23 protein-coding genes are annotated in these 22,155 nt (G+C 43.6%); 10 read left to right on the top strand and 13 right to left on the bottom strand.

Features of this window, described 5'->3' with window-relative positions:
• The first annotated feature begins 193 nt into the window (after window positions 1–193).
• Entirely contained in the window at window positions 194–1,363 is a 1,170-nt protein-coding gene (locus CTT30_RS03595) for a porin (protein WP_252036060.1), read from the top strand.
• A gap of 132 nt (window positions 1,364–1,495) precedes the next feature.
• Window positions 1,496–2,305 carry a DUF2057 domain-containing protein gene (locus CTT30_RS03600; protein ID WP_252036061.1) on the top strand — a complete coding sequence of 270 codons (810 nt, stop codon included), beginning with the start codon at window positions 1,496–1,498 and terminating at the stop codon, window positions 2,303–2,305.
• Window positions 2,306–2,846: 541 nt separating this feature from the next.
• Here the strand turns inward: CTT30_RS03600 and CTT30_RS03605 are convergent.
• The 5 genes from CTT30_RS03605 to CTT30_RS03625 form a co-directional block, all read right to left on the bottom strand.
• Window positions 2,847–3,299, bottom strand: a complete 453-nt coding sequence (locus CTT30_RS03605) for an NfeD family protein (RefSeq protein WP_239867450.1) — start codon at window positions 3,297–3,299, stop codon at window positions 2,847–2,849.
• Between the two features lie 8 nt (window positions 3,300–3,307).
• Entirely contained in the window at window positions 3,308–4,231 is a 924-nt protein-coding gene (locus CTT30_RS03610; protein WP_239837548.1) for an SPFH domain-containing protein, read from the bottom strand.
• A 138-nt stretch (window positions 4,232–4,369) separates the two neighbouring features.
• The gene (locus CTT30_RS03615; RefSeq protein WP_252036062.1) at window positions 4,370–5,224 is read right to left on the bottom strand and encodes a co-chaperone YbbN; all 855 of its coding nucleotides are present in this window, start codon (window positions 5,222–5,224) and stop codon (window positions 4,370–4,372) included.
• 303 nt (window positions 5,225–5,527) lie between these two features.
• Window positions 5,528–6,355 (bottom strand): SDR family oxidoreductase, encoded by an 828-nt coding sequence (locus tag CTT30_RS03620; RefSeq protein ID WP_252036063.1) that lies wholly within the window; start codon window positions 6,353–6,355, stop codon window positions 5,528–5,530.
• A 44-nt stretch (window positions 6,356–6,399) separates the two neighbouring features.
• The gene (locus CTT30_RS03625; protein WP_239867458.1) at window positions 6,400–7,314 is read right to left on the bottom strand and encodes a TIGR01777 family oxidoreductase; all 915 of its coding nucleotides are present in this window, start codon (window positions 7,312–7,314) and stop codon (window positions 6,400–6,402) included.
• 230 nt (window positions 7,315–7,544) lie between these two features.
• Between CTT30_RS03625 and CTT30_RS03630 the strand changes: the two genes are divergently transcribed.
• From CTT30_RS03630 to yfcE, 5 genes are read left to right on the top strand one after another with little or no spacing between them, the layout of a single operon-like run.
• Entirely contained in the window at window positions 7,545–8,279 is a 735-nt protein-coding gene (locus CTT30_RS03630) for a DUF1538 domain-containing protein (RefSeq protein WP_239837552.1), read from the top strand.
• Complete coding sequence (locus tag CTT30_RS03635; protein WP_239837553.1) at window positions 8,276–9,070, top strand: DUF1538 domain-containing protein; 795 nt, start codon at window positions 8,276–8,278, stop codon at window positions 9,068–9,070. Before CTT30_RS03630 ends, CTT30_RS03635 begins: the two co-directional genes overlap by 4 nt.
• The gene (locus CTT30_RS03640; protein ID WP_239837554.1) at window positions 9,060–9,410 is read left to right on the top strand and encodes a P-II family nitrogen regulator; all 351 of its coding nucleotides are present in this window, start codon (window positions 9,060–9,062) and stop codon (window positions 9,408–9,410) included. Before CTT30_RS03635 ends, CTT30_RS03640 begins: the two co-directional genes overlap by 11 nt.
• On the top strand, window positions 9,407–9,811 hold the full coding sequence (locus CTT30_RS03645; protein WP_239837555.1) for a CBS domain-containing protein: 405 nt from the start codon (window positions 9,407–9,409) through the stop codon (window positions 9,809–9,811). Before CTT30_RS03640 ends, CTT30_RS03645 begins: the two co-directional genes overlap by 4 nt.
• Window positions 9,812–9,861: 50 nt before the next feature.
• Window positions 9,862–10,407, top strand: coding sequence for a phosphodiesterase (gene yfcE, locus CTT30_RS03650; RefSeq protein WP_239867460.1), 546 nt, complete (start codon window positions 9,862–9,864; stop codon window positions 10,405–10,407).
• A gap of 26 nt (window positions 10,408–10,433) precedes the next feature.
• On the opposite strand, the gene CTT30_RS03655 is transcribed toward yfcE, so the two are convergent.
• The 4 genes from CTT30_RS03655 to CTT30_RS03670 are packed head-to-tail and all read right to left on the bottom strand — an operon-like array spanning window position 10,434 to window position 12,903.
• Window positions 10,434–10,712: an Rdx family protein gene (locus tag CTT30_RS03655; protein WP_252036064.1), complete on the bottom strand. Its 279-nt coding sequence runs from the start codon at window positions 10,710–10,712 to the stop codon at window positions 10,434–10,436.
• A gap of 6 nt (window positions 10,713–10,718) precedes the next feature.
• Window positions 10,719–11,474: a sulfite exporter TauE/SafE family protein gene (locus tag CTT30_RS03660; protein ID WP_239837558.1), complete on the bottom strand. Its 756-nt coding sequence runs from the start codon at window positions 11,472–11,474 to the stop codon at window positions 10,719–10,721.
• 48 nt (window positions 11,475–11,522) lie between these two features.
• Window positions 11,523–12,038, bottom strand: coding sequence for a regulatory protein ToxS (locus CTT30_RS03665; RefSeq protein WP_239837559.1), 516 nt, complete (start codon window positions 12,036–12,038; stop codon window positions 11,523–11,525).
• A 10-nt stretch (window positions 12,039–12,048) separates the two neighbouring features.
• A complete protein-coding gene (locus CTT30_RS03670) occupies window positions 12,049–12,903 on the bottom strand; it encodes a winged helix-turn-helix domain-containing protein (RefSeq protein ID WP_252036065.1) in 855 nt (284 codons plus the stop codon).
• Between the two features lie 251 nt (window positions 12,904–13,154).
• On the opposite strand from CTT30_RS03670, the gene htpG reads away from it, so the two are divergent.
• The 3 genes from htpG (at window position 13,155) to hemH (ending at window position 17,114) form a co-directional block, all read left to right on the top strand.
• Window positions 13,155–15,059, top strand: a complete 1,905-nt coding sequence (gene htpG, locus CTT30_RS03675) for a molecular chaperone HtpG (protein WP_252036066.1) — start codon at window positions 13,155–13,157, stop codon at window positions 15,057–15,059.
• Between the two features lie 317 nt (window positions 15,060–15,376).
• Window positions 15,377–16,021, top strand: coding sequence for an adenylate kinase (gene adk / locus CTT30_RS03680; RefSeq protein ID WP_239867474.1), 645 nt, complete (start codon window positions 15,377–15,379; stop codon window positions 16,019–16,021).
• 133 nt (window positions 16,022–16,154) lie between these two features.
• On the top strand, window positions 16,155–17,114 hold the full coding sequence (gene hemH, locus CTT30_RS03685) for a ferrochelatase (RefSeq protein WP_239867478.1): 960 nt from the start codon (window positions 16,155–16,157) through the stop codon (window positions 17,112–17,114).
• A 74-nt stretch (window positions 17,115–17,188) separates the two neighbouring features.
• Here the strand turns inward: hemH and CTT30_RS03690 are convergent, their stop codons facing one another.
• From CTT30_RS03690 to CTT30_RS03705, 4 genes are all read right to left on the bottom strand, one after another.
• On the bottom strand, window positions 17,189–17,938 hold the full coding sequence (locus CTT30_RS03690) for a DNA/RNA non-specific endonuclease (RefSeq protein WP_252036067.1): 750 nt from the start codon (window positions 17,936–17,938) through the stop codon (window positions 17,189–17,191).
• Window positions 17,939–18,119: 181 nt separating this feature from the next.
• Window positions 18,120–18,911, bottom strand: a complete 792-nt coding sequence (gene xni, locus CTT30_RS03695; RefSeq protein ID WP_252036068.1) for a flap endonuclease Xni — start codon at window positions 18,909–18,911, stop codon at window positions 18,120–18,122.
• 66 nt (window positions 18,912–18,977) lie between these two features.
• Window positions 18,978–20,339, bottom strand: coding sequence for a nucleotide 5'-monophosphate nucleosidase PpnN (gene ppnN / locus CTT30_RS03700; RefSeq protein ID WP_239867489.1), 1,362 nt, complete (start codon window positions 20,337–20,339; stop codon window positions 18,978–18,980).
• Window positions 20,340–20,545: 206 nt separating this feature from the next.
• Window positions 20,546–22,111 carry a GGDEF domain-containing protein gene (locus CTT30_RS03705; RefSeq protein ID WP_239837567.1) on the bottom strand — a complete coding sequence of 522 codons (1,566 nt, stop codon included), beginning with the start codon at window positions 22,109–22,111 and terminating at the stop codon, window positions 20,546–20,548.
• Between the last annotated feature and the right edge of the window lie 44 nt (window positions 22,112–22,155).

The raw sequence follows: 22,155 nt of genomic DNA on the forward strand, positions 1-22,155 counted from the left end.
TTAAGTTCTGATTGATGTTTTTTGTCGCGAAGTTAGTCTTAGAGTCATGGATACACTGGGTGTATGCAGAAATTAGAAAGTGAGCGATATTCATTAATCTTTTACTTTCGACATAGGAAATGATTCTCCCTTCGGCGGCCAACTTAAGGTGAGAACAACAAAAACAGCTATATCCATTTTTAGGAGTTTTTCCATGGAAAAAATGTTCAAACGCACACTTTTAGGTGCAACAGTGGCGATGGTTTCTACAGGTGCATTGGCAGCTGAATCATCTCAGGTTGGTATCATCTCTGACTTCAACGTACAAGCTTATGGTGTTGCGGCAATCTCTGTTGTTAACTATGACTCAGACAAAACTAACCTTTCAGATAATACTGTAAAGGATACTAGTACTGGCTACGATTATGAAAATGAATCTCGTATTGGTTTCCGCGCTAGCAAAGATATGTTTGAAAACCTCAATGTCTTTATGCAGATTGAATCGGGTTATGTTGGTGAAAACGGCGACGGCGCAACACTTGGAAATCGTGATACATTCTTAGGCTTGCAAGGTGACTGGGGTAAGGTTCGTTTTGGTCGTATGCTTACGCCAATGTACGAAATCATTGATTGGCCATATTCAAACCCAGGTCTAGGTGCAGCCTTCGATTGGGGTGGTGATGTAAAGTATAACCGTGACCGCCACGGTGATATGGCTCGTTTTGACTCTAAAGATTACAATGGCTTTAGCTTCGCACTAGCGACCGGTCGTGGTGATAAAGATGTAAAAGATAATTACTTCTACGGTGCTAATGCTCACTATAAATTGGCTGATAGCTTTACAATTCATGCTGCGGTAGAGTCAGAGCAAGATCGTAAAATATCTGATGCTGTTGCTGCTGGCACAGCAACCTGTCTTGATGCTGGCGGTTGTACGATTGATGGTACTTCATACACGTTTGGTCAAGCATATGCTACTGCAGCATCTCCTTATGAAAGCACAGATACTTTAGGCTATATTATGGGTTTTGAGGCTTCACTCCCAGCTGGTTTCGGTTTAGCTGCCGCATATAAAACTGGTGAGTCTAAAACATCTGCAGGTGTGACTTCAGAGCAGGCTTCATACTCAATCATTGGTCAATACTGGAACGGTCCATGGGGCTTCAAGCTAGGCTACGCTGCGAATATGGAGTCTGAAAAAGCTGGTATTAAACAAAACGATGAAGATAGCGTCATTTCTGGTCAGCTAATGTACGTTCACAACGGCTTTGTACCGTATGTACGTATCGCTCAACGTGATATCAAGGCATACGATACAGATGACAAAGTAACATACGACACCGACACATTCGTTGTTCGTGTTGGTCTAGAGTACGGTTTCTAAGACTTTATCTATTTTTATTCTTAATGATACGCGCTGGCCTTAGTTGGCCAGCGTTTGTTGTATTGAGAAGTAGAGCCTGAAGATAAAGGTAATTCTATAGTATATAACGGAGTTATTTCCAGGGTGGTTTATATGAAGAAAATTATTTTAGCGTCATTGCCTTTATTGATGGTAGGTTGTACTACATTAGATTCAACAAGTGACTTTACTGATTCAGTAAAACGCATTGAATCTAAACAGAATTATCGAATTATTGTTGGTAAATCATTAACACCGGATACACTTGAAGTGAATGGTGGGCAGTTGGTTAAGTCATCACTAGAGCTGAATTACGTAGATCCGACACAGAGCAAAAATGTGCCGGATTCTTTTATTAAAATGGAGCTGCAGTACTTTAAAAATTATAACGAATTTAAAACAGTGATGGTTGAGGGCAGTAGTCAAGAAGTGGCACTTAAGCCTTATGCAGCCTCAGCGGAAACCTGTAGTGATGTATGTACTCAAACTCAGTATGTCAGATTTCCAGTGCCTAGCCAGCTTCTCGCACAGCAGCCGTACCAAGATCTCAAGTTTGATGTGAGCGCGTCGAATGCTAATAATATTACGTTCTCTATCCCATCAGGTTACATTGAAGCGATTGTGAACAGTGCCAATTCTAATGTAGCTCCGGCTGTGCTAGCTGCTCCTGTTGCTACTGCCGCAACAGTGACTCCTGTGGCTCAAAGCTCGTCTTCAAAAGCGATAGAGATGACGCAGTATTGGTTTAAGGAAACGCCAGAAGAACAACGTGATGAGCTATTGAGCTGGGCGGTTGAAAATCGCAACTCGACCAAATTGACGCTTGAAACCACTTCCAAGCAACAAGAAATGTTTGGTTACTGGTATGGAAAAGCAACGAAAGAAGAAAGAAAAACACTCATTAAACAATTACTAGAATTATAAAAAGAGAAGGAGCCGAAAGGCTCCTTTTTTATCTCATTACCGTACCATTGCTATTTTCACATATAACGATCGGCATACGTTCAACTACTCCTGAATTTAATTCACATTTCACTATTGGGCCAGAAGCAGTGCTTCCTACGGATGATTGTGCAGCTACCGAAAAACTAAAAATAAGACTACAAGCTAACGCAAAGAAATATTTCATAATAAACACCTCATTTAAAATCTCATTAAAGAGATACTTATCAGTATGTCGCTTAATGGTAAAAGATCAAAAAAAGTTTAATTATTAAAAATTTTCTTTAATAAATAACTCTTACTTTTTGTGAGAAATAAATTAATAAGTCGATGATATATTTAGAATGGTATTTCTTTTAGGTAAAAAGGCTGAGCTTGATTAAGGCTGTTTTCATATAAAAACAGTCACTTAATTCAAGGTGGAAATGATTTAAATTATTGATATATTGAGTTTTTTCTTGATATTGAGTGGTTGCAGAATGAAAAAGGCCCTTTGTTCAGGCAAAGGGCCTAATAATAGAGGTTAATTTTTTGCTTCTATGGTAAGAACAATGCCATTTACTTGGGTGATTTCAACCATGGTTCCTGCTGGAATTGATTGGTTAGTTTGTGCCGACCAAGTTGTATCACCCACCTTGATTCGGTGCTTTCCTGGTGTGAGATCAGATTCTATCAAGATTTTCTGACCGATCATTTGCTTCTGCTTTTGGTTTAAATCCCGTTGTTGATCGTCAGAAGCATCTTGCTTGAATTGCTTTCTCCACCATAACCAAGTAGTCATCAGTGAAAAGATGCTAAAGGCGCTCCACTGTAGCTGCCAACTCATTGGAATAAATGTGAGTAAAATACCCACAATTAAGGCTGACAGCCCAAGCCATAAAAAATAGCCAGCGGTACCCAGCAGTTCGATAGCAAGTAAAGCTAGCCCGAAGGCTAGCCAATGCCAATGATTGATACTGTCTAGTAACTCAAACACATTAGCCTCTACTTAGTTGACTCGTTCGAGTGCTTAAACATTTCGGCGATACCCGCAACAGAGCCCATTAGCCCCGAAGCTTCAAGTGGAAGCATGATGATCTTGCCATTCTCAGCTTGGCCGATTGACTTAAGTGCGTCGGTGTAGCCTTGAGCAATAAAGTAATTAACCGCTTGCATGTCACCCTTAGCGATCGCTTCTGACACCATGGCCGTAGCACGCGCTTCGGCTTCCGCAGCACGCTCACGAGCTTCGGCTTGTAATATAGCGGCTTGTTTATCACCTTCTGCTTTTAATATTTCTGATTGCTTGTGACCCTCGGCCTTTAATATTTCAGCCTGACGAACCCCTTCTGCTTCGAGTACTTCTGCACGCTTGTTTCGCTCCGCCTTCATCTGGGCATTCATTGCTGCGGTAAGATCTGACGGTGGTTGAACATCTTTAATTTCGATACGGGTAACTTTTACCCCCCAAGGATTAGTCGCTTCATCGACAATTGAAAGTAACTTGCTGTTGATCATGTCGCGTTGACTGAGCATTTCATCAAGCTCCATCGAACCAAGTACAGTACGGATGTTGGTGAGGGTTAAATTTCGAATAGCGTGTTCAAGGTCGTTCACTTCATACGCCGCTTGGGCAGCATCGATGACTTGGACGAAACAGACGGCGTCAATCGTTACATTCGCGTTATCTTTAGAAATGACTTCTTGAGCTGGTATATCAAGCACGCGCTCCATCATATTGATCTTTTGACCAATACCATCAATAAAGGGAATGATGATATTTAGGCCTGGTTTCAAAGTGTGTGTATAACGGCCAAAACGTTCGACGGTCCAGTGATTACCTTGGGGAACGGTTTTAACACCTGCGATAATAAATGCGATGACGACAATAAGAAAAATGCCGATGGTAATGAGAGAGTCAATAGCCATATCTGATTCCTTGTATAAGTTATTATGTCGATTGTTGCTTAATTCATGTGGTAGCACAATGACATAATGAGAACCAAAGCTAGATTTAGGAAAAATAAAAGCCGGATAAGCCGGCTTTTATTGATGAATTTGAAGTGTCTAGTAGAGGATAGAGTATAGCTGGCGTCGATACTTGCCAGCAATTGGGTTTCCTTGCCCTAAAGCAGCGAGAATATCCATAAAGTGTTTCTTTATATCGCCATCAAGTGCATTGAGATCATATCTTAGCAGGTTCCAAAGTAGCTCTAATGCTTCTTCATCTCGGTTAACTTGATGGTAACTTAGAGCCAGTTCGGCTGCTGTTTGGGCATCATTAGGGTTATCTTGTAGCGCTTGCTCAAGCGATTGGATTTCAGGGCTATTCGCTGCTTGGTCGTGCAATTCTAATTTTGCTATCAATCCTTTGTAATAATTATCTTGATACTCTAGAGGGATGGTATTAAGCAGTGCCTTGGCTTGGTCAAACTTCTGCATCTCTAGCAAACAGTCGGCAAGGGTAAGTTTTACATCACCTTTTTGCTTTAGTTCTTCCGGCAAGTCTTGAAGTAGAGGTAACGCTTTAGCATGTTCACCCGATTGTACAAAATCCATTGCCTGCTTGAGATTTAGTTCGTCTTGACTGGGTAAATGTTTAGCTAACATCGCTTGGATTGCAGCAAGGTCCTGCGGGCCTCCTAAACCATCAACGGGTTGACCATTAACGAACAGTGCAATGGTTGGTAGTGCCTGGACACCAAACTGGCTAGCGATCATCTGTTCTTGTTCACAGTTCAAGAGCGCTAGTGTAAAAGCTCCGTTGTATTGTTGCGCTAGGGTTTGTAGCTCTGGAATAACTTGCGCGCTTTCTTGGCTCATTGGCGCCCAAAAATGAATCAGGACTGGCGTTTGCATTGAGCCTTCCAGCACTTGACGGAAGTTTTGCTCGTTCAATTCCACAATAAAAGGAGATTGCATTTGGTGATTCCTTGCAAAGAGTTTGATACATCAAACATATGGGCAGTTACTATAGATATCAAGGGAGTAGCAGATACAAAAACACCGCTGTTTAAGGCGGTGTTTTTGCTGACTAATGCAAGCGAAGGTGTTTATAAAACGATAAACAAAGTTAGCGCAACACCCACACTTAGCCAGTTTAGCTGGTTCAATGTCATGTTTTTTTACCGAATGTAACGCTTATAGGAGGTCATGAAGTGAGCAACTTCACGGTGTAAGTTAGCGTCTTATTATTACGAAAAAATTACACTCGGTGATTTATTTTTAAGCAGCTCGTCGCAAAATGTCATCGAGTAGCCGACTCGGAAGTAGCCGTTTCAGTACAGCAAAGACTTTTGTTGGAGTGGTAACGCGGTAGCGAATTTTCGGTTTATCTGATTCTAGAGCATGTAGGAGAGGGGCGATGCATGACTCGGCTGGTAGGACAAATGAGTTGTTCGATGATTCTTTTGTTAGCCTCTCTAACTGTTCTTGATATTGCTTTTGATGCACGCTTGAGTTGATATCAATCCATTTGGTAAAAGCTCGCAGGGCATTTTTTCTAAACTGGGTTTCTATCGGGCCGGGCTCGATCAAACAAATCTCTATGCCGCTGCCTTTTAGCTCCAAGCGCAACGTATCAGTCCAGCCTTCTAATGCAAACTTAGATGCATTATAGGCTCCGCGATATTTCATTGCGGCAAAGCCTAAAACTGAGCTGTTCTGGACAATTCTCCCTTTGCCATTTTGGCGCATACTAGGCAGGACTTCTTGAACCAGTTGGTGCCAGCCAAAGAAGTTGGTTTCGAATTGCTCACGTAAAGCTTGTGTTGGCAGATCTTCTAAGGCTCCAGGTTGCCCGTATGCGCCATTATTGAACAAGGCATCCAACTGTCCATTCGTTAGCTCTAACGTTTGTTTCACTCCTTTGGAGATGCTGTTACTGTCGGTAAGGTCAAGTTGAATGCAGGTTAACCCTTCATTACGTAAGCGATCAACGTCATCGGCGTGTCGACAGGATGCGATGACTTGATAGCCTTTTTGATGCAGTGCATGAGCACAAACGTGGCCGAGCCCCGTGGAACAGCCTGTGATGAGAATAGATTGAGACATGAATTCCTTTCTTTTAGCTCGTAGAGATAAGCTAGAGTAAAAGATTACTCGTGATGTTGTAATAGATTTTTTAGCGCAGGCTCTACTCGGGAGTAGCTAAAGCGAAACCCCAATTCGGTAAGCTTTTTGGGTTTGGCGCGAATACTGTCAAATAGGAGGGAAGAGCTTTCACCCATGACGAAACGAAGAGCCCATTTAGGGGTAAACAGAAAATGAGGTCGATTGAGGGACTTTGCCAATGTTTGGCTAAATTGCTTATTGGTCACTGGGTGAGGCGCGCATAGATTAAACTCGCCGTGGGCATGTTCGGTTTCGAGTAAATAAACGATGCCTCGAACCATATCCAGCATGTGTATCCACGGCATGTATTGTTGACCACTGCCTATCGGCCCCCCTAAGCCCAACTTGTAGGGCAATAACATTTTGCCTAATGCGCCACCATCTTGCCCAAGTACAATACCAGTTCTTAAAATACAGACTCGGGTTGACTCTGAGCGAGCGCGATTGGCTATTTGTTCCCATTTTGCGCAGACATAATGAGGGAAACCTTCATGATGAACATGCAAAGCTTCATCGAATGGATGATCTTGTTGATCACCATAATAACCCACCGCAGAACCGCTGATGAGCACTGCTGGTGGGGAGGTGCTGGCGTGAATCAAATCAACGAGCTTTTCGGTGATACTCCAACGGCTATGACAGATTTTCTCTTTCTGTTGCTTGCTCCAACGCTTGTCTGCAATGGGTTCTCCTGCAAGGTTGACAACAGCATCAAATTCATTGAGATCGCGGTACTGTTCTAGGCTGGAAATATAAGTGACATTGCCCAGATCCGCATGAGTAACTAAAGACTTTGCTTTAGCAGGGGAGCGAGTCAGTAAAACCACTTCGTAGGTTGTGAAGTGTTTCAGTAATTCCTTGCCAATAAAGCCAGTGCCACCAGTGAGTAGTACTTTCATTCCGATCTCCTTTCAACCTCCATAAATGCCATATAACTCAACAGACAAAAACGGTAATTCTAATAATTATAGCGAGTTAGCTGTAATTCGGATCACTGATTATGCAAAACTAATGATTATCACATAATTAACATTTTGTGACTTTTCTTAGTCATCTCGCTATGCGAGTCACATCAAGTGCGCGATCCATTTGCCATCATGTCCAAGAACTTCACGGATAAGAGGTGTCTATGCAAGCAATTGCCGCGCTGTTAAAAGCGTTTCTTGGCAGTTTACGAGACTTACTGCCCATTGTTGCTGTAATTGCTTTTTTCCAGTTAGTTGTGCTGCAAGAGCCGCTACCCAACATGCTCTCGATATTGTTTGGCCTAATGTTGGTCGTGATGGGATTAACCTTTTTTATCTTTGGGCTCGAGATGGGGTTGTTTCCGATTGGAGAGTCGATGGCTCAAGCGTTTGCTCGAAAGGGGAGCGTCTTTTGGTTGATGATCTTTGCTTTCTGTTTAGGTTTTGGAACGACGGTTGCTGAACCCGCTTTAACCGCGGTGGCGGGCGAGGCTGCAGAAGTTGCTGCAGAAGGTGGAATGATTGCGTCTGAAGCCGTAGCAATGGATGATTACGCAAATGGCCTACGTTATACCGTTGCTTTATCCGTTGGGATTGCCATTATGCTCGGCGTGTTACGCATCCTAAAAGGCTGGTCGATCCAATACATGATTATTGGTGGCTATGTTGGAGTTGTGGTGCTGACTATGTTTGCTCCTGAAAGCATTATTGGCGTTGCTTACGATTCTGGTGGAGTGACAACGTCAACCATAACCGTGCCTCTGGTAACCGCTTTGGGGGTCGGTTTGGCATCGGCGATTAAAGGGCGCAATCCAATGATCGATGGTTTTGGCTTAATTGCTTTTGCTTCATTACTGCCCATGATGTTTGTCATGGTTTATGGGATGGTGGTGGCATGATTGAGTGGTCACATTTCTTTGATACTTTCTTAGGCACGATCAGTGACGTTATTCCGATTGCATCGATCATTTTCGGCTTTCAGTTTGTCGTATTACGCCGTCCGGTGACCAATCTACCTAAAGTTTTGCTTGGCTTTGGTTATGTTATTTTGGGGCTATCTCTATTTCTTATTGGATTGGAGCTTGCACTGTTTCCTCTTGGGGAAACCATGGCTACACAGTTAACTGCTCCGTCGTTTTTGCAAGAATTCAGAACCAGCATATCGGGATCGATTGGTTGGCAGGATTACTATTGGGTATATTTATTTGCTTTCTGTATCGGCTTTAGTACCACGATTGCGGAACCATCTTTGATTGCCGTTGCGATTAAAGCCAACCAAGTATCGGGAGGCTCAATAAGCGTGAATGGTTTACGCATCGCAGTGGCTTTAGGCGTGGCAATTGGTATTTCTTTAGGTAGCTATAGAATCGTAGTGGGGGATCCTATCCATTACTATATTATCGCTGGGTACATTATCGTTGTTATTCAAACTTTCTATGCCCCTAAGTTAATTGTCCCGCTTGCTTATGATTCTGGTGGTGTCACGACATCCACTGTTACTGTGCCTTTGGTCGCAGCTCTAGGTTTAGGGCTTGCTTCTACTGTTCCCGGTCGAAACCCCATGATCGACGGCTTTGGTTTGATTGCCTTTGCCAGTTTATTCCCGATGATTTCTGTTATGGGCTATGCCCAAATCACTCGCTGGCTCAATAGAGATTCAGCGCAGGAGGATAGTGAAAATGCGCTTTAAATTGATACTGGCTTTTGTTGAAGACAGTAAAACGGAGAAGGTTCTGGATGCGGCCCGAAATGCCGGTGCAACAGGAGCGACGGTGATCAACAACGCTAGAGGTGAAGGTTTGAATAAAAAACGCACCTTTTTTGGCCTGACGTTGGAAGTTCAAAAAGATGTGTTGCTGTTTGTCGTAGAGGAACACCTGTCGCGTCATATCCTAGAAACGATCAGTGATGTTGGTGAATTTGATTTGGAATCCGGACAAGGTATCGCTGTGCAGATCGATATTGAGGATGCTGTTGGTGTTGCGCACCAAGTAGAGAAGCTAACCAAGGTAGTAGAGGACGAACTATGAGAGCTCAGGAAATAATCCGAGTGCGGGATGTTATGGCCAGTACTTATGTCATGATTGATGGTCTAACAACTGTTAGAGAAGGCATTCAGTTAGCGCGTAGTCATGAGGTTAAGGCTTTGGTGGTGAATAAGCGTCACGATGATGATGAATATGGCTTAGTACTAATGAATGACATTGCGAAAAAAGTGCTGGCGAAAAATCGTTCACCAGATCGGATCAATATCTACGAAATCATGACTAAACCCGCACTGTCTGTGGATCCCGAAATGAACGTCAAATATTGTGCTCGATTATTTGAGCGCTTTGGAATAAGTCGAGCGCCAGTAATTGAAAATGGTCAGGTGATAGGAATGGTAAGCTACAACAATATTGTGATTAATGGTATGGCGAGAGATGACTAACTCATATTGAGTCCGTACAATAGCCTCAGTTTTATTGAGGAAATAATGTCGTGAAGTTGTTTTTTGCCTCAGACCTGCACGGAAGTTTGCCGGCAACAGAAAAAGTGCTCACTGAATTCGAAAATTCCGGAGCACAACATCTAGTTTTATTGGGTGACCTTCTTAACCATGGACCGAGGAACCCCATTCCAGAGGGTTATAACCCTCCGGCAGTAGCTCAACGACTTAACCATTATTCTGCGCAAATCATCGCTGTTAGAGGCAATTGCGACAGTGAAGTCGATCAGATGCTACTGTCTTTTCCAATGATGATGGATTATGCGTGGGTTTTATTAGAAACGGGTCAGCGTTTGTTTCTGACGCATGGCCATTTGTTTAATGCGGATAAAAGACCCACTCTGCAGCACGGTGATACAATCGTTCATGGCCATACGCATGTTCCTGTCTCTGAATGGCAAGGAGAGCAAATAATCTTTAACCCAGGCTCAGTGACCTTCCCGCGTAACGGCTTTGAGCCTAGTTTTGGTCTCTATGAAGAAGGGGAGTTAAAAGTCATCACCTTCGATGAGCAGTTGCTAGCCTCGGTAAAACTATAAAGTCTGCCCGTGAAAGCGGGCACTTGTTACTTACTGTCAGAGTGTCCTAGGTCTCTTTCAGGATCAATAATATCTCGGACTCTTTGTTTGAGTGTTTTCGCTTCTGGGAAGCCCCCATCTTGCTTTCTTTCCCAGATAAGCTGCTCATTACAGTGAATTTCAAAGCGGCCGCCCGTATCAGGGTGCAGAGAGACAGTTTCGATTTCTTCACTGAAGGTATGCAGCAATTCCTGAGATAACCAAGTGGATCTCAACATCCAGTTACATTGGCGACAGTAATAAATATCAATTTTGGCTTTGTTCATAATCACTCACATTAATAACTTAATGCCAACCGCGAAGGTCAGCAATTCAAAACAAACCTTAATTACTTGATTACTATAACGAGTGGTTAGGTAAGCTCCTAGTCCGCCACCAAGGAAAGAACCGAGTAATAAGATAGGCAACCATGGCCAATAAATGGGGGCACCAGCTTGGGTCACTGCAGCACCGCCTATTCCATTCCAAAACAAGCCGACGCATATCATGGTTAAAGCTACAGCCTGTTTGTAGCTGTATCCAAACCAACGAACTAAGAATATGGTAACTAACAGCCCCGAACCGGCAGTGAGGGAGCCATTAATTATCCCAATAAAAATGAGCCCTAACCCGCCCAATATCCAACCTCGAGCATGACGATTGATTGGAAGTTCTTGCTGACCTAGTTGCTTTTTGAAGCGAGAGTAAATACCTATCGCTAAAATCATCAGGCCCAGCATAGTTTCAGCAAGCGGTTCTGGAATCATTAGCACGATATTCGCACCGATGATGACCCCTACGCTACCGACAATAACTAAAAAGAAAGCGACTTTGATGTCTATGGTTCTTTGCTTGATATGAGTAAACGCTGCGCCGATACCCAGAGCAACACTTGCAACTTTATGAGTGGCTAGGGCGACCGAAAAAGGTAAACCAAAGAAAATGAGCAATGGGAATTGCAGGAGTCCGGCCCCACCGCCAGACAGAGCAGCAAGCGTGTTTGAGATAAATGAGCCAATCAACAGCCCAATTGAGTGAATCCAATCCATATGATTTAGAGGAAGTTAGGGGAGCGTCATGCTCCCCTTTGGTCGAAGTTAGTTAGAGAAAAGTACAGTAGAACCATGACTTAAGCTAGTTAGAAGCAACGTTTTCTCATTGACAATATCGATACGACGACTCTGTTGCGCATCCATTTTAAAGATCTGTGTGATGAGCTTGAGTTGGTCTGCAGTGAAATCTTTGCTTTGGGCTGAAGAAACATCTTTGAACTCGATGGGCGATACCAGCAAGTAGTTATCACTAATATCCCACTCGCCAGTTTCAGAAATGTTGATGATGTTTTCACTTTCTGTGTTGTTGGCATATAAGCGAACAGTAGCAACACGCATATAGCTACCATTAGGTAGGTATTTGACATTAGACGTCACATCCACTTTACGAAGTGGGCCTACGGACTCTTCTTGGAGGCTGTCTGTTATCACGGTCACCATTTTCGATTGCCATTCTTTCGCTGTGAGTACTTGCTCAACTTTCAGATCACTTCCCCAGTAAAGCCAGCCACTCAATAGCGCTGATAGAGCAAGTAATCCAGCTGCAATTTTCTGATTCATATCATTATTCCTATTGGCAAACTTTACTGAGATCTTGTTGGTCAGCAAAAATACGAACCGTGATATTTTCACCTGAACTGTCTAGTGAATGAATGTAATTCAACACTAGTTGATTATTTTGACCACCCGTTGCAATCACTTCAACCGGAGCAACTGTCGCATGAGCAGAATTGTAGCGTTTTACGCACTGCTTAATGGATGGGTACCATTGACTCAGATCAGGATGACTGATTGGGGTTTTGACTGGGATATTGTCGTAGACCGCAACCTGACGGAATTTAGATTCAGCGGGGTTGGTAAACAAAATCACACAGAGAGGCAATAATATCGCCACAAACAGCATGATACGTATTGCCCATTTTGGTCTTGCTTTATTCTGAGTAGCAGTCTGTGGTGTTGGAGCTGCTACCGGGAGGGGATTTATGTCAACTACCTGTGGCTCTGCCGTCAACTCATTCACCAGTTCTTCAGGCTCTTCTATCCTTTCTTCTACTGAAGATGTATCACTATTCATAAACGGAGTAGTACGCTCAACAGGACAGATAAGTTGATAGCCGCGCTTTGGCACCGTTTTTACATACTGGGGGGATTTAGTTGAGTCCTGAAGCTGTTTACGCAAAGTTGATATGGCTTGAGTTAAGCTTGAGTCATCCACTTCGAAGCCTTGTTCGCGCCAAACAAAGTCATGCAGCTCATTACGGGATACGATTTCATTAGGCTTTTCTGATAGTAAAAGCAGAATTCGGCTTTCATTACTTCCCAGACGAATGATTTCATTGTCGTTTAATTTGTCCACCAAAGAATTCGTATTGGGGTCAAAAGTGAATCTGTTAGCAAGATTGAACTTAGTGCCTATGTTACTCATTAGATATGGCCATTATTGTTGTATAAGTTTCATCAGATGCGCAAATTCCCTGTTGCAGGGAGGTAACGTTTAGTTTTTTTGATTTTTTTAGAGGTGCAAGAATAGTCAAGATTATACCTAAAAAACACTGTTTTTATGATTTTTGACCTTGAATTTACAATTGTCACCCTCATGTTAGCTTGCAGGTTATATCAGTATCGACCTCGTTGACAATGTGGACGGTCGATAAATATAGATGTTATGGAGTTAGCATGAGCGATACAGCAACACAAAACAAAGAAACTCGTGGCTTTCAATCTGAAGTAAAACAGCTACTTCATTTAATGATTCATTCTCTTTATTCCAATAAAGAGATCTTTTTGCGTGAACTGATTTCAAACGCATCAGACGCGTCAGATAAGTTGCGTTTTCAGGCACTATCTAATCCTGATTTATATCAAGGCGATGCTGAATTAGGTGTAAAGCTGTCATTTGATGAAACAGCAAATACGCTGACTATTTCTGATAATGGTATTGGGATGAGTCGTGATGATGTCATCGAACATCTGGGTACGATTGCAAAGTCAGGTACCGCTGAGTTTTTCTCAAAACTGTCTGAAGAGCAGTCTAAAGATTCTCAATTGATTGGCCAGTTTGGTGTCGGTTTCTATTCTGCGTTTATTGTTGCAGACGCAGTAACCGTTCGTACTCGCGCAGCAAATCTACCTGCGGAGGAAGCGGTTCAGTGGCATTCGGCAGGCGAAGGTGAGTACACCATTGAGACTATTTCAAAAGAGTCTCGTGGTACGGATATCATTCTGCACATGCGCGATGAAGGCAAAGAGTTCCTTAACGAGTGGCGTCTACGTGAAGTGATCGGCAAGTACTCGGATCATATTGGTATCCCTGTTGCGATTCAAACTGCAGAGCGCGACGAAGAGGGCAAAGAAACGGGCGAGAAGAAGTGGGAGCAAATCAACAAAGCTCAAGCTCTTTGGACACGTAACAAATCTGATATCTCTGAAGAAGAGTACCAAGAGTTCTACAAACATGTTTCACACGACTTCGCTGACCCACTTGTGTGGAGCCATAACCGTGTTGAAGGTAAGAACGACTACACCAGCTTGCTGTATATCCCATCGAAAGCGCCATGGGATATGATGAACCGCGACCATAAATCAGGCCTCAAACTGTATGTGCAGCGCGTATTTATCATGGATGATGCTGAGCAGTTCATGCCTTCATACTTACGTTTTGTTCGAGGGCTAATAGATTCAAATGATCTGCCACTAAACGTGTCGCGTGAAATACTGCAGGATAATAAAGTAACGCAATCTCTGCGAAACGCATGTACTAAGCGTGTGCTTACTATGCTTGAGCGCATGGCAAAAAATGACGAAGAAAAATACCAGTCGTTCTGGAAAGAGTTTGGCCTTGTATTGAAAGAAGGCCCAGCAGAAGACATGAGCAATAAAGAAAAAATTGCTGGTCTGCTGCGTTTTGCTTCTACAGAAGTGGATTCCTCGGAGCAAACGGTCGGTTTAGCCTCTTACGTTGAGCGTATGAAGGAAGGTCAGGACAAGATTTACTACCTGACAGCAGATAGCTACGCTGCTGCGAAGAACAGCCCTCACTTAGAGCAGTTCAAAGCAAAAGGCATCGAAGTCATTCTGATGTTTGATCGTATCGATGAGTGGTTGATGAACTACTTAACAGAGTTTGATGGTAAGCAGTTCCAGTCGATCACTAAAGCAGGCCTTGACCTGAGCAAGTTTGAGAACGAAGAAGAAAAAGAAAAGCAGAAAGAGACGGAAGAAGAGTTTAAGTCTGTTGTTGAGCGTACGAAGGACTACTTAGGCGAACGCGTAAAAGAAGTACGTACTACGTTCAAGCTAGCTTCAACACCAGCGGTTGTTGTGACCGATGATTTTGAAATGGGTACACAAATGGCGAAGTTGCTTGAAGCCGCTGGTCAGGCTGCACCTGAAGTGAAGTACATCTTCGAAATTAACCCAGACCATGAGCTGGTCAAGCGAATGGCAGATGAAGCTGATGAAGAAGCATTTGGTCGTTGGGTGGAGGTGCTTCTTGGGCAAGCGATGCTGGCAGAGCGCGGCTCGATGGAAGATCCATCTCAATTTGTAGGTGCCATCAACTCGCTTTTGACTAAGGGCTAATAGTCAAACGGTAACAAAAAGCTCGCATCATGCGGGCTTTTTGATTTATTTGCGCTAATCGTGAATAAAACAACGTAAGTTTGCAGCTTAATGTGAGTGTTTAAGCATTCTTTAGTCGTAAGCTGAGCGACGCGAACAGATTGTGTGATAGAATGCAATCTTGAAACAAAGTGAGCAGGCGTGTAATGTGCACGCCCGTTTTATTGTCAATTGAAAGAACAGTTATACCGAAACTTACCGTGAGCTAAGGCTGTTGTTTGTTATGAACACCATAGTGAGCTTCGGTATAAATCATCATTATCTTAAGAGGATTCAACATGCGCATCATTCTTCTAGGTGCTCCAGGTGCGGGTAAAGGCACACAGGCTCAATTCATCATGGAGAAATACGGTATTCCACAAATCTCTACTGGTGACATGCTACGTGCTGCTATCAAAGCGGGTACAGAGCTTGGTAAACAAGCGAAAGCTGTAATCGACGCTGGTCAGCTAGTTTCTGATGAAATCATCCTTGGCCTAATTAAAGAGCGTATTGCTCAAGATGACTGCGAAAAAGGCTTCCTACTTGATGGTTTCCCACGCACAATTCCTCAGGCTGATGGCCTTAAAGAGATGGGCGTTGATGTAGACTACGTGATTGAGTTTGACGTAGCTGATGACGTTATTGTCGAGCGCATGGCTGGTCGTCGTGCTCACCTACCTTCTGGTCGTACTTACCACGTTGTTTACAACCCGCCTAAAGTTGAAGGTAAAGACGATGTTACCGGTGAAGATCTGGTTGTACGTGATGACGATAAAGAAGAGACAGTACGTGCACGTCTAGGCGTGTACCATGAGCAAACGGCACCTCTAATCTCTTACTACGGTAAAGAAGCTGACGCTGGTAACACTAAGTACCTTAAGTTCGATGGTACTAAGCAAGTTGCTGAAGTTAGTGCTGATATTGAGAAAGCACTGGCTTAATTTTTCTAACGGCAGAATTTAAAAGTTTGTTATAGTGAAAGCGACCTATCTGGGTCGCTTTTTTTATCGCTACACATTGATCGATAAAGAAGTTTCAAACGTAAAGCCTCTTTTAAAGTGTCGATAGGGTTCTATGCAAAATAATAAAAAACAAGGTGTATTATTGGTTAACCTGGGTACACCAGATGCACCTACAGCTCCGGCAGTAAAACGTTTTCTCAGTCAGTTCTTGCATGACCAAAGGGTTGTGGATATGACTCGTTGGGTGTGGTGCCCGATTCTCCATGGCGTTATTTTACCAATACGTTCACCGAAAGTTGCCAAACTGTACGAGACGGTTTGGATGGAAGAGGGATCTCCTCTCCTTGTTTACTCCAAGCGCCAAGCAGAAAAACTCGCGAGATCTATCGATATTCCTGTTGAATTGGGGATGACTTATGGAAATCCTAGCCTTCAGTCAGGGCTTGAATCACTGATAGAAAAAGGGGTAGAAGAGGTAATAGTCCTCCCTTTGTACCCTCAGTATTCAAGCACAACCACGGCTGCCGTATCGGATGGTCTCACCAAAGCCTTTAAACAGCTTCCCGTGATGCCTGGTTATAAAGTTATTCGCGATTATCATAACCACCCTACCTACATTAAAGCGTTGGCTGATAGTGTGAAACGCTCTTGGGCAGATAAAGGACGCGGTGACTATTTACTGTGCTCATATCATGGTATCCCGCAACGTTACGCTGATAACGGGGATATATATCCAAAGCATTGTGAAACAACCACTGAGTTGCTACGACTAGAGTTAGGTTTGAGTAAAGACCAGATTGGGATGACGTATCAATCTCGATTTGGCCGAGAGGAATGGTTGCAGCCATATACGGATAAAACGCTAGAAAAATTGCCTGAAAAAGGGATTAAGAAGCTCGATATTATGACGCCTGCTTTTTCCGCCGATTGCTTAGAAACCTTAGAAGAGATCTCAGAGCAGTGTCAGGAGATATTTTTTGAGGAAGGAGGAGAAGTTTTTAACTTCATTCCATGTTTAAACGATGATGAGCTTCATATTCAGATGATGGTTGAGTTAACCACTCAAACCTAAAGAGAAAACCGATCTAGAATCTCGTCAGTCAGCATAACGCCCTTGCTTTAAAGCAAGGGCGTTTGCTTTACTGTTTATTCTGGTGTTGGCCACATTTCCCAGAGTTGGGACTCCATCGTTTCCTCAACACTATCGCTAATCAAGGAGAAGAAATTCAAGCCAGTCTGCTGCTCAACATCATCAACAGTTGTGACAAAGTTGACTAATTCGCTGCTGGAAACATCACGATGTGGAACGACAAAAGCAATGGCATCATTAAAGTATGGGTCGAGAATGACTTTATAAAAAGCACTTGGAATAACGACATTATCACCAATACTCGCTTCATTTCCCCGATAAATTGGGCCTGTTATCACATAAAGCTCATTATACTCATTGGCTAAATCTCGTACATGCTCTTCCAGTATTCGCCAGCCAACACGATTAAAACCCGGTAGTTGAGGTGACATGTTACTCATTAAAAAGCTTTGCGTCATGGATTCTTGGCTAAAGTCCATGGTGGCAGAGGGAGCAAGATGGCCCCTGTCATAGCCTGAAGCGCTGTAATCGTTGAGAGTTGAGCGTGCATAGTCTGGTAGCTCAGTATCTTCTTTAAAGCTGTTACTGCGTTTATAGCTCGCATTCACACTCTCTGCTGTGATGTGATAAGCAACCCAATCGGCGTTTTTTTTCTGATAGTTGTAACCTACAGCGTAGCCGCTGCGGCAAAGAACTTGATCTGAATGATAGGAAGGTAAACCCACGTCTAAGTGTTGTCCGCAGGTTTGTGCTGTAACTGGTAGCGAAAAGACAACAGCAAGACTGAGTAAAATAGTATTTTTCATTATTATGCTCCTCGTTATTGGAGCTATGAAAAATAAAGCAATTTGTCAGTAGTGCTGTGATGTTGGTTGAAAGGTAATCAATATTGAGTGTGGTATTGAATATGTGAATATTCACTATGTGAAAGAAAAGCATTTCACAACAGATTTCATTAACATATTCTCTGTAATCAATAAGTTGAGTTTACCCCCTAGGGGCATGGTTAGTAGGACCTGTGAAGCGAATATCCTGCAGATTAAAACCCAATTCAATATCCGTGTTTAACGCGGCAACTTGTTTACATCGGCGTGCTGAGTCGATATGTGTCTCTAGTTTTTTACGATATTTGGTCGCTAGTTGCTCAGAGGCATAAGCTTGTTCTATGTCATCAAATTGATTGAGGATCTCTTTAGCCGCTTTTGGTCCAATACCAGGGACGCCGGGAACTTGGCTAGAGCTGACTCCTGTTAAGCCCCAGAAGTCGGCCAATTGAGAGGGAGACACACCAAACTCTTTTTCAATAAAAGGCTCGTCAAGCCAGCGATGTTGGAAGTAATCACGGATCTGTAAGGTAGGCGATAGTAGCTGGCAGTAGCCTTTATCTGTCGAAATGATGGTCACTTTTTGGTTATGCTTTGCCACTTTCATTGCGAGTGTGGCTACAAGATCATCCGCTTCATCACCTTCTGACAACAATGAATCGATCCCTAGTTCCCACCAAGCTTCCTGAATAGCATCCAATCCATTGAGTAAAGGCTCTGGCATAGGTTTTCGGTTTTGTTTGTATTCAGGTAATACCTCTGCGCGCCAACCTCTCTCCTGTAGGTGATGATCAAAAACCGCGATGATATGTGTTGGCTGTGATTCGCTGATAATACGGTTCAGCGTACGCGTGGTTGTGGTGATAGTTCTTGTTATATCGTTAGGATCGGGCTGTGCTGAGTGGACGCGCCGAATGAGGTTCAATGCATCGATAATAACAAGATGAATAGACATAAAAATCAAAAAATAAGGGCTAAGAGCCCTTATTGTAAAGCATGAAAAATAGATTGCCAGCGGCGATCAGGCTGTCTTAATCTGATAGCATGGTTCGTAGGCACTGCCACCTGGGAGCTTCATGCGATCCTGCTCAACAAAGTCACGTAGCAATTTGTCCATCTTCTTCATCAGAGTGGCATCGCCATCGAGTACAAATGGGCCATGACGTTCAATTTCACGAATACCTTCTGCCTTTACATTACCTGCTACGATGCCAGAGAAGGCCTGTCTAAGAGCAGCTGCCAAGTTTTCGGGTCGTTGATTGAGATGCAGGTCAAGGCTTGCCATGTTGTCGTGTGTTGGGTCGAAAGGCAGTTGAAACTCGGGTTCAATCTTTAGCGACCAGTTGAAGCTGTAAGCGTCCCCAGTGTCTTTTCTGTGTTGGCGAACATCTGACATGCCGCGCTTCATGATTTGAGCCACTTTTTCTGGGTCATCAACCACAATCTCATAGTGATGCTGTGCATCTTCACCTAAGGTTTCCCCGATGAAACGATCAATGGAGCGGAAATATTCTTCGCTCTCTTTCGGCCCTGTGAGAACGATAGGCAGAGGTTGGTGAGCGTTGTCTGGGTGCATCATTATGCCGAGAATGTACAGCAGCTCTTCAGCGGTTCCTGCCCCACCTGGAAAGATAACAATGCCATGCGCCATACGGACAAAAGCTTCAAGGCGCTTCTCAATATCGGGCATGATCACCAATTCATTGACGATAGGGTTTGGTGGCTCAGCGGCAATGATCGAAGGCTCTGTTAAGCCCAGATAACGTTGCTCGTAATAGCGTTGTTTCGCATGACCGATCGCCGCCCCCTTCATTGGGCCTTCCATTGCACCTGGGCCACAACCGGTGCAGATATTAAGTTCACGTAGGCCGAGTTCATGACCCACTTCTCGGGTGTACTGATACTCAGTGGCATTGATTGAGTGTCCGCCCCAGCAAACAACAAGGTTAGGCTCTATACCGGGGGTAAGCGCACCAGCATTACGCAGAATGCCGAACACCAAATTCGTAATGTGGCTAGGGTTGGTGAGGTTCAAACGCTGATTGTCTGCAAGGTGCATGTTGACATAAACAATGTCACGCAAGACAGAAAATAGATGTTCTTGAATACTCTTAATAATATGCCCATCAACAAATGCATGTTTTGGGGCATGGCTTAATTCGAGTTTAATGCCTCGCTCTCGGCGGACAACATTGACGTCAAATGACTTGTATTTATCGAGCAGTTCTTTGGAGTTATCTGTGTGGCTACCAGAATTTAGTACCGCAAGCGTACAATTTCGGTAGAGCTGATACAGATCACTGGCGGCCGTTTTCTTAAGACGCTCAACTTCGAGTTGAGAAAGCAGATCCATACTGCCAGCCGGACTGATATGAGTGATCATAGTGACCTCCTTGATGAGAGAAAGCTTCTCTGCAAAACCTTTCTTATAGTTGTTGTGCCTCTGCATATACCTTAGGGGTAATTGGGAATATAAAAGCGAGAGGTACTAACAAGCTTAGCACGCTTTGACAGATATAAAAGGCTAACTGATTGATATATCTACATCAATCACGACATGAATGGCTTCTGAAAGAAGGAAGAGTAGGGTTATTTCCAGACAAGCTGACTTGGACCAATCGTCTTGGCTTCGTTGAGGACACGGTTTAGGCGTTCTAACACTTCTTCAGGAGTGTCTGATTCTTTAAAGCCTGTGCTCGAAGCGGACATGGTGATGACGAGGTTCTGCTCTCTGAATTTGAACGGCAGCTTGGCAACTTTGTTTTGAATATTCTGGATGGTACTAAAGCAGTCATTATCAGAGCCGTCTGGCATTAGTACAATAAACTCTTCACCTGAAAAGCGCGCGACAGTATCAGTATCAGACAGCTCTTTCTTTATCGTGCGAGCAATAATCTTCAGTGCTTTGTCGCCAGCCGTGTAGCCAAAGCTATCATTGATCGCCTTAAAACCATCAATATCGAGCAAGATAATACGTAAGTTGTTTTGTGACCGTATCCAGCGTCGATATTCCAGTTCTAGGCGATCATTGAAAGCGGTACGGTTGTATACTTTGGTAAGAGGGTCGAGCAGGATTCGTTGAGCTTGATCTTCAAGGCGACGACGGTAGTCTTGTGTGACTTCGAACAAGGCTTCCAGTTGATTTTTTCCATAACTCATACGGTCAATCAGCGCTTGTTCACGTTGTTCGGCGTGATGAAGACGCTCAGAAAGAGAGCTGAGTTTAGCAAGCAATGGGTTGAGCTGCGTTTGCAGCGAGTCTAGAGAGCTGGCGTCATCCACTTTTGCTTTGGTTTCTGAAACGAGATCATCTAGCTCACTATTCATTTCCTGACGGTGTTCAAAATAGGTTTGGCTTTGATCGACATTCTGAGAGGAGCTTTTCAGTGTTGATGAGAGAGACGCATTCACTTGTTCTAAAAATTGCTCTGAGGTTTTGCGCTCATATTTGGTTCCGTCAATGACCAACTTAAGAACCTGCAAAGTTAATTCAATCAACACATGGGTATTGACTCCAAGCAGTAATTTAGCGCGGATATCCGAGAGCAAGTCGCCAGATTCACCTTCGAAATCTAACTCGGTAATGACGTGTTGCAGTTCGTCAGAAAGGCGCAATAGCAGTTCTTTGTCAGCACTATTCGTAATCTGATTGATGGCTGTATCAGGGTTGGATGTGATGATTTTTAGGGAGCGTTCGTAAATCGCGAGTAACTTCATCGCTGAGTCGGCTTTTGGTCGCTCGACGCCATTTGAATAGCTGAGCAAATCGCGTAGGTCACGTTTCACTTTTGCCGGTAGGCCTGTCACTCGTAGCAGGGTTTCGCCACTGTGTTTGATCTGGGAGTCCAGATGCTCGGTTTGTTTTTCCATCGCCACACTCTGTTGCTTGAGTAAACGCTCAAGCACTGCCAACTTCGGGATAAGGGCACTGACATCTTTTTGTTGCTCTATGGCTTGTCTTAGTTCTGTTAGCCCTGATTTGAGTCTTGGATCTTCACTACGACATGCGTCACTGAGTGATGCAATGATGCGCTTCAATACCTTTTGCTCTCTTTTAAATTTGAACGAGGTATCTCTTTGTGTCAATCGAACTTGCTCTAATTGAGATTTCAGATTGTGCAGCTGTGACTGAATATCTTGCTCGAGGACGCCCATGAAAATCTATGCTTATGAAGATAAGATCCAAAAAATCTTATTAA

Source organism: Vibrio coralliilyticus (assembly GCF_024449095.1).
GTDB lineage: Bacteria > Pseudomonadota > Gammaproteobacteria > Enterobacterales > Vibrionaceae > Vibrio > Vibrio coralliilyticus_A.

Bases quoted from the DNA above. Each gene is read 5' to 3' on its own strand.
- CTT30_RS03595 (WP_252036060.1), top strand. From the start codon at position 194: ATGGAAAAAATGTTCAAACGCACACTTTTAGGTGCAACAGTGGCGATG.
- CTT30_RS03600 (WP_252036061.1), top strand. From the start codon at position 1,496: ATGAAGAAAATTATTTTAGCGTCATTGCCTTTATTGATGGTAGGTTGT.
- CTT30_RS03610 (WP_239837548.1), bottom strand. From the start codon at position 4,231: ATGGCTATTGACTCTCTCATTACCATCGGCATTTTTCTTATTGTCGTC.
- CTT30_RS03615 (WP_252036062.1), bottom strand. From the start codon at position 5,224: ATGCAATCTCCTTTTATTGTGGAATTGAACGAGCAAAACTTCCGTCAA.
- CTT30_RS03620 (WP_252036063.1), bottom strand. From the start codon at position 6,355: ATGTCTCAATCTATTCTCATCACAGGCTGTTCCACGGGGCTCGGCCAC.
- CTT30_RS03625 (WP_239867458.1), bottom strand. From the start codon at position 7,314: ATGAAAGTACTACTCACTGGTGGCACTGGCTTTATTGGCAAGGAATTA.
- CTT30_RS03630 (WP_239837552.1), top strand. From the start codon at position 7,545: ATGCAAGCAATTGCCGCGCTGTTAAAAGCGTTTCTTGGCAGTTTACGA.
- CTT30_RS03635 (WP_239837553.1), top strand. From the start codon at position 8,276: ATGATTGAGTGGTCACATTTCTTTGATACTTTCTTAGGCACGATCAGT.
- CTT30_RS03640 (WP_239837554.1), top strand. From the start codon at position 9,060: ATGCGCTTTAAATTGATACTGGCTTTTGTTGAAGACAGTAAAACGGAG.
- CTT30_RS03645 (WP_239837555.1), top strand. From the start codon at position 9,407: ATGAGAGCTCAGGAAATAATCCGAGTGCGGGATGTTATGGCCAGTACT.
- CTT30_RS03655 (WP_252036064.1), bottom strand. From the start codon at position 10,712: ATGAACAAAGCCAAAATTGATATTTATTACTGTCGCCAATGTAACTGG.
- CTT30_RS03660 (WP_239837558.1), bottom strand. From the start codon at position 11,474: ATGGATTGGATTCACTCAATTGGGCTGTTGATTGGCTCATTTATCTCA.
- CTT30_RS03665 (WP_239837559.1), bottom strand. From the start codon at position 12,038: ATGAATCAGAAAATTGCAGCTGGATTACTTGCTCTATCAGCGCTATTG.
- CTT30_RS03670 (WP_252036065.1), bottom strand. From the start codon at position 12,903: ATGAGTAACATAGGCACTAAGTTCAATCTTGCTAACAGATTCACTTTT.
- htpG (WP_252036066.1), top strand. From the start codon at position 13,155: ATGAGCGATACAGCAACACAAAACAAAGAAACTCGTGGCTTTCAATCT.
- adk (WP_239867474.1), top strand. From the start codon at position 15,377: ATGCGCATCATTCTTCTAGGTGCTCCAGGTGCGGGTAAAGGCACACAG.
- hemH (WP_239867478.1), top strand. From the start codon at position 16,155: ATGCAAAATAATAAAAAACAAGGTGTATTATTGGTTAACCTGGGTACA.
- CTT30_RS03690 (WP_252036067.1), bottom strand. From the start codon at position 17,938: ATGAAAAATACTATTTTACTCAGTCTTGCTGTTGTCTTTTCGCTACCA.
- xni (WP_252036068.1), bottom strand. From the start codon at position 18,911: ATGTCTATTCATCTTGTTATTATCGATGCATTGAACCTCATTCGGCGC.
- ppnN (WP_239867489.1), bottom strand. From the start codon at position 20,339: ATGATCACTCATATCAGTCCGGCTGGCAGTATGGATCTGCTTTCTCAA.
- CTT30_RS03705 (WP_239837567.1), bottom strand. From the start codon at position 22,111: ATGGGCGTCCTCGAGCAAGATATTCAGTCACAGCTGCACAATCTGAAA.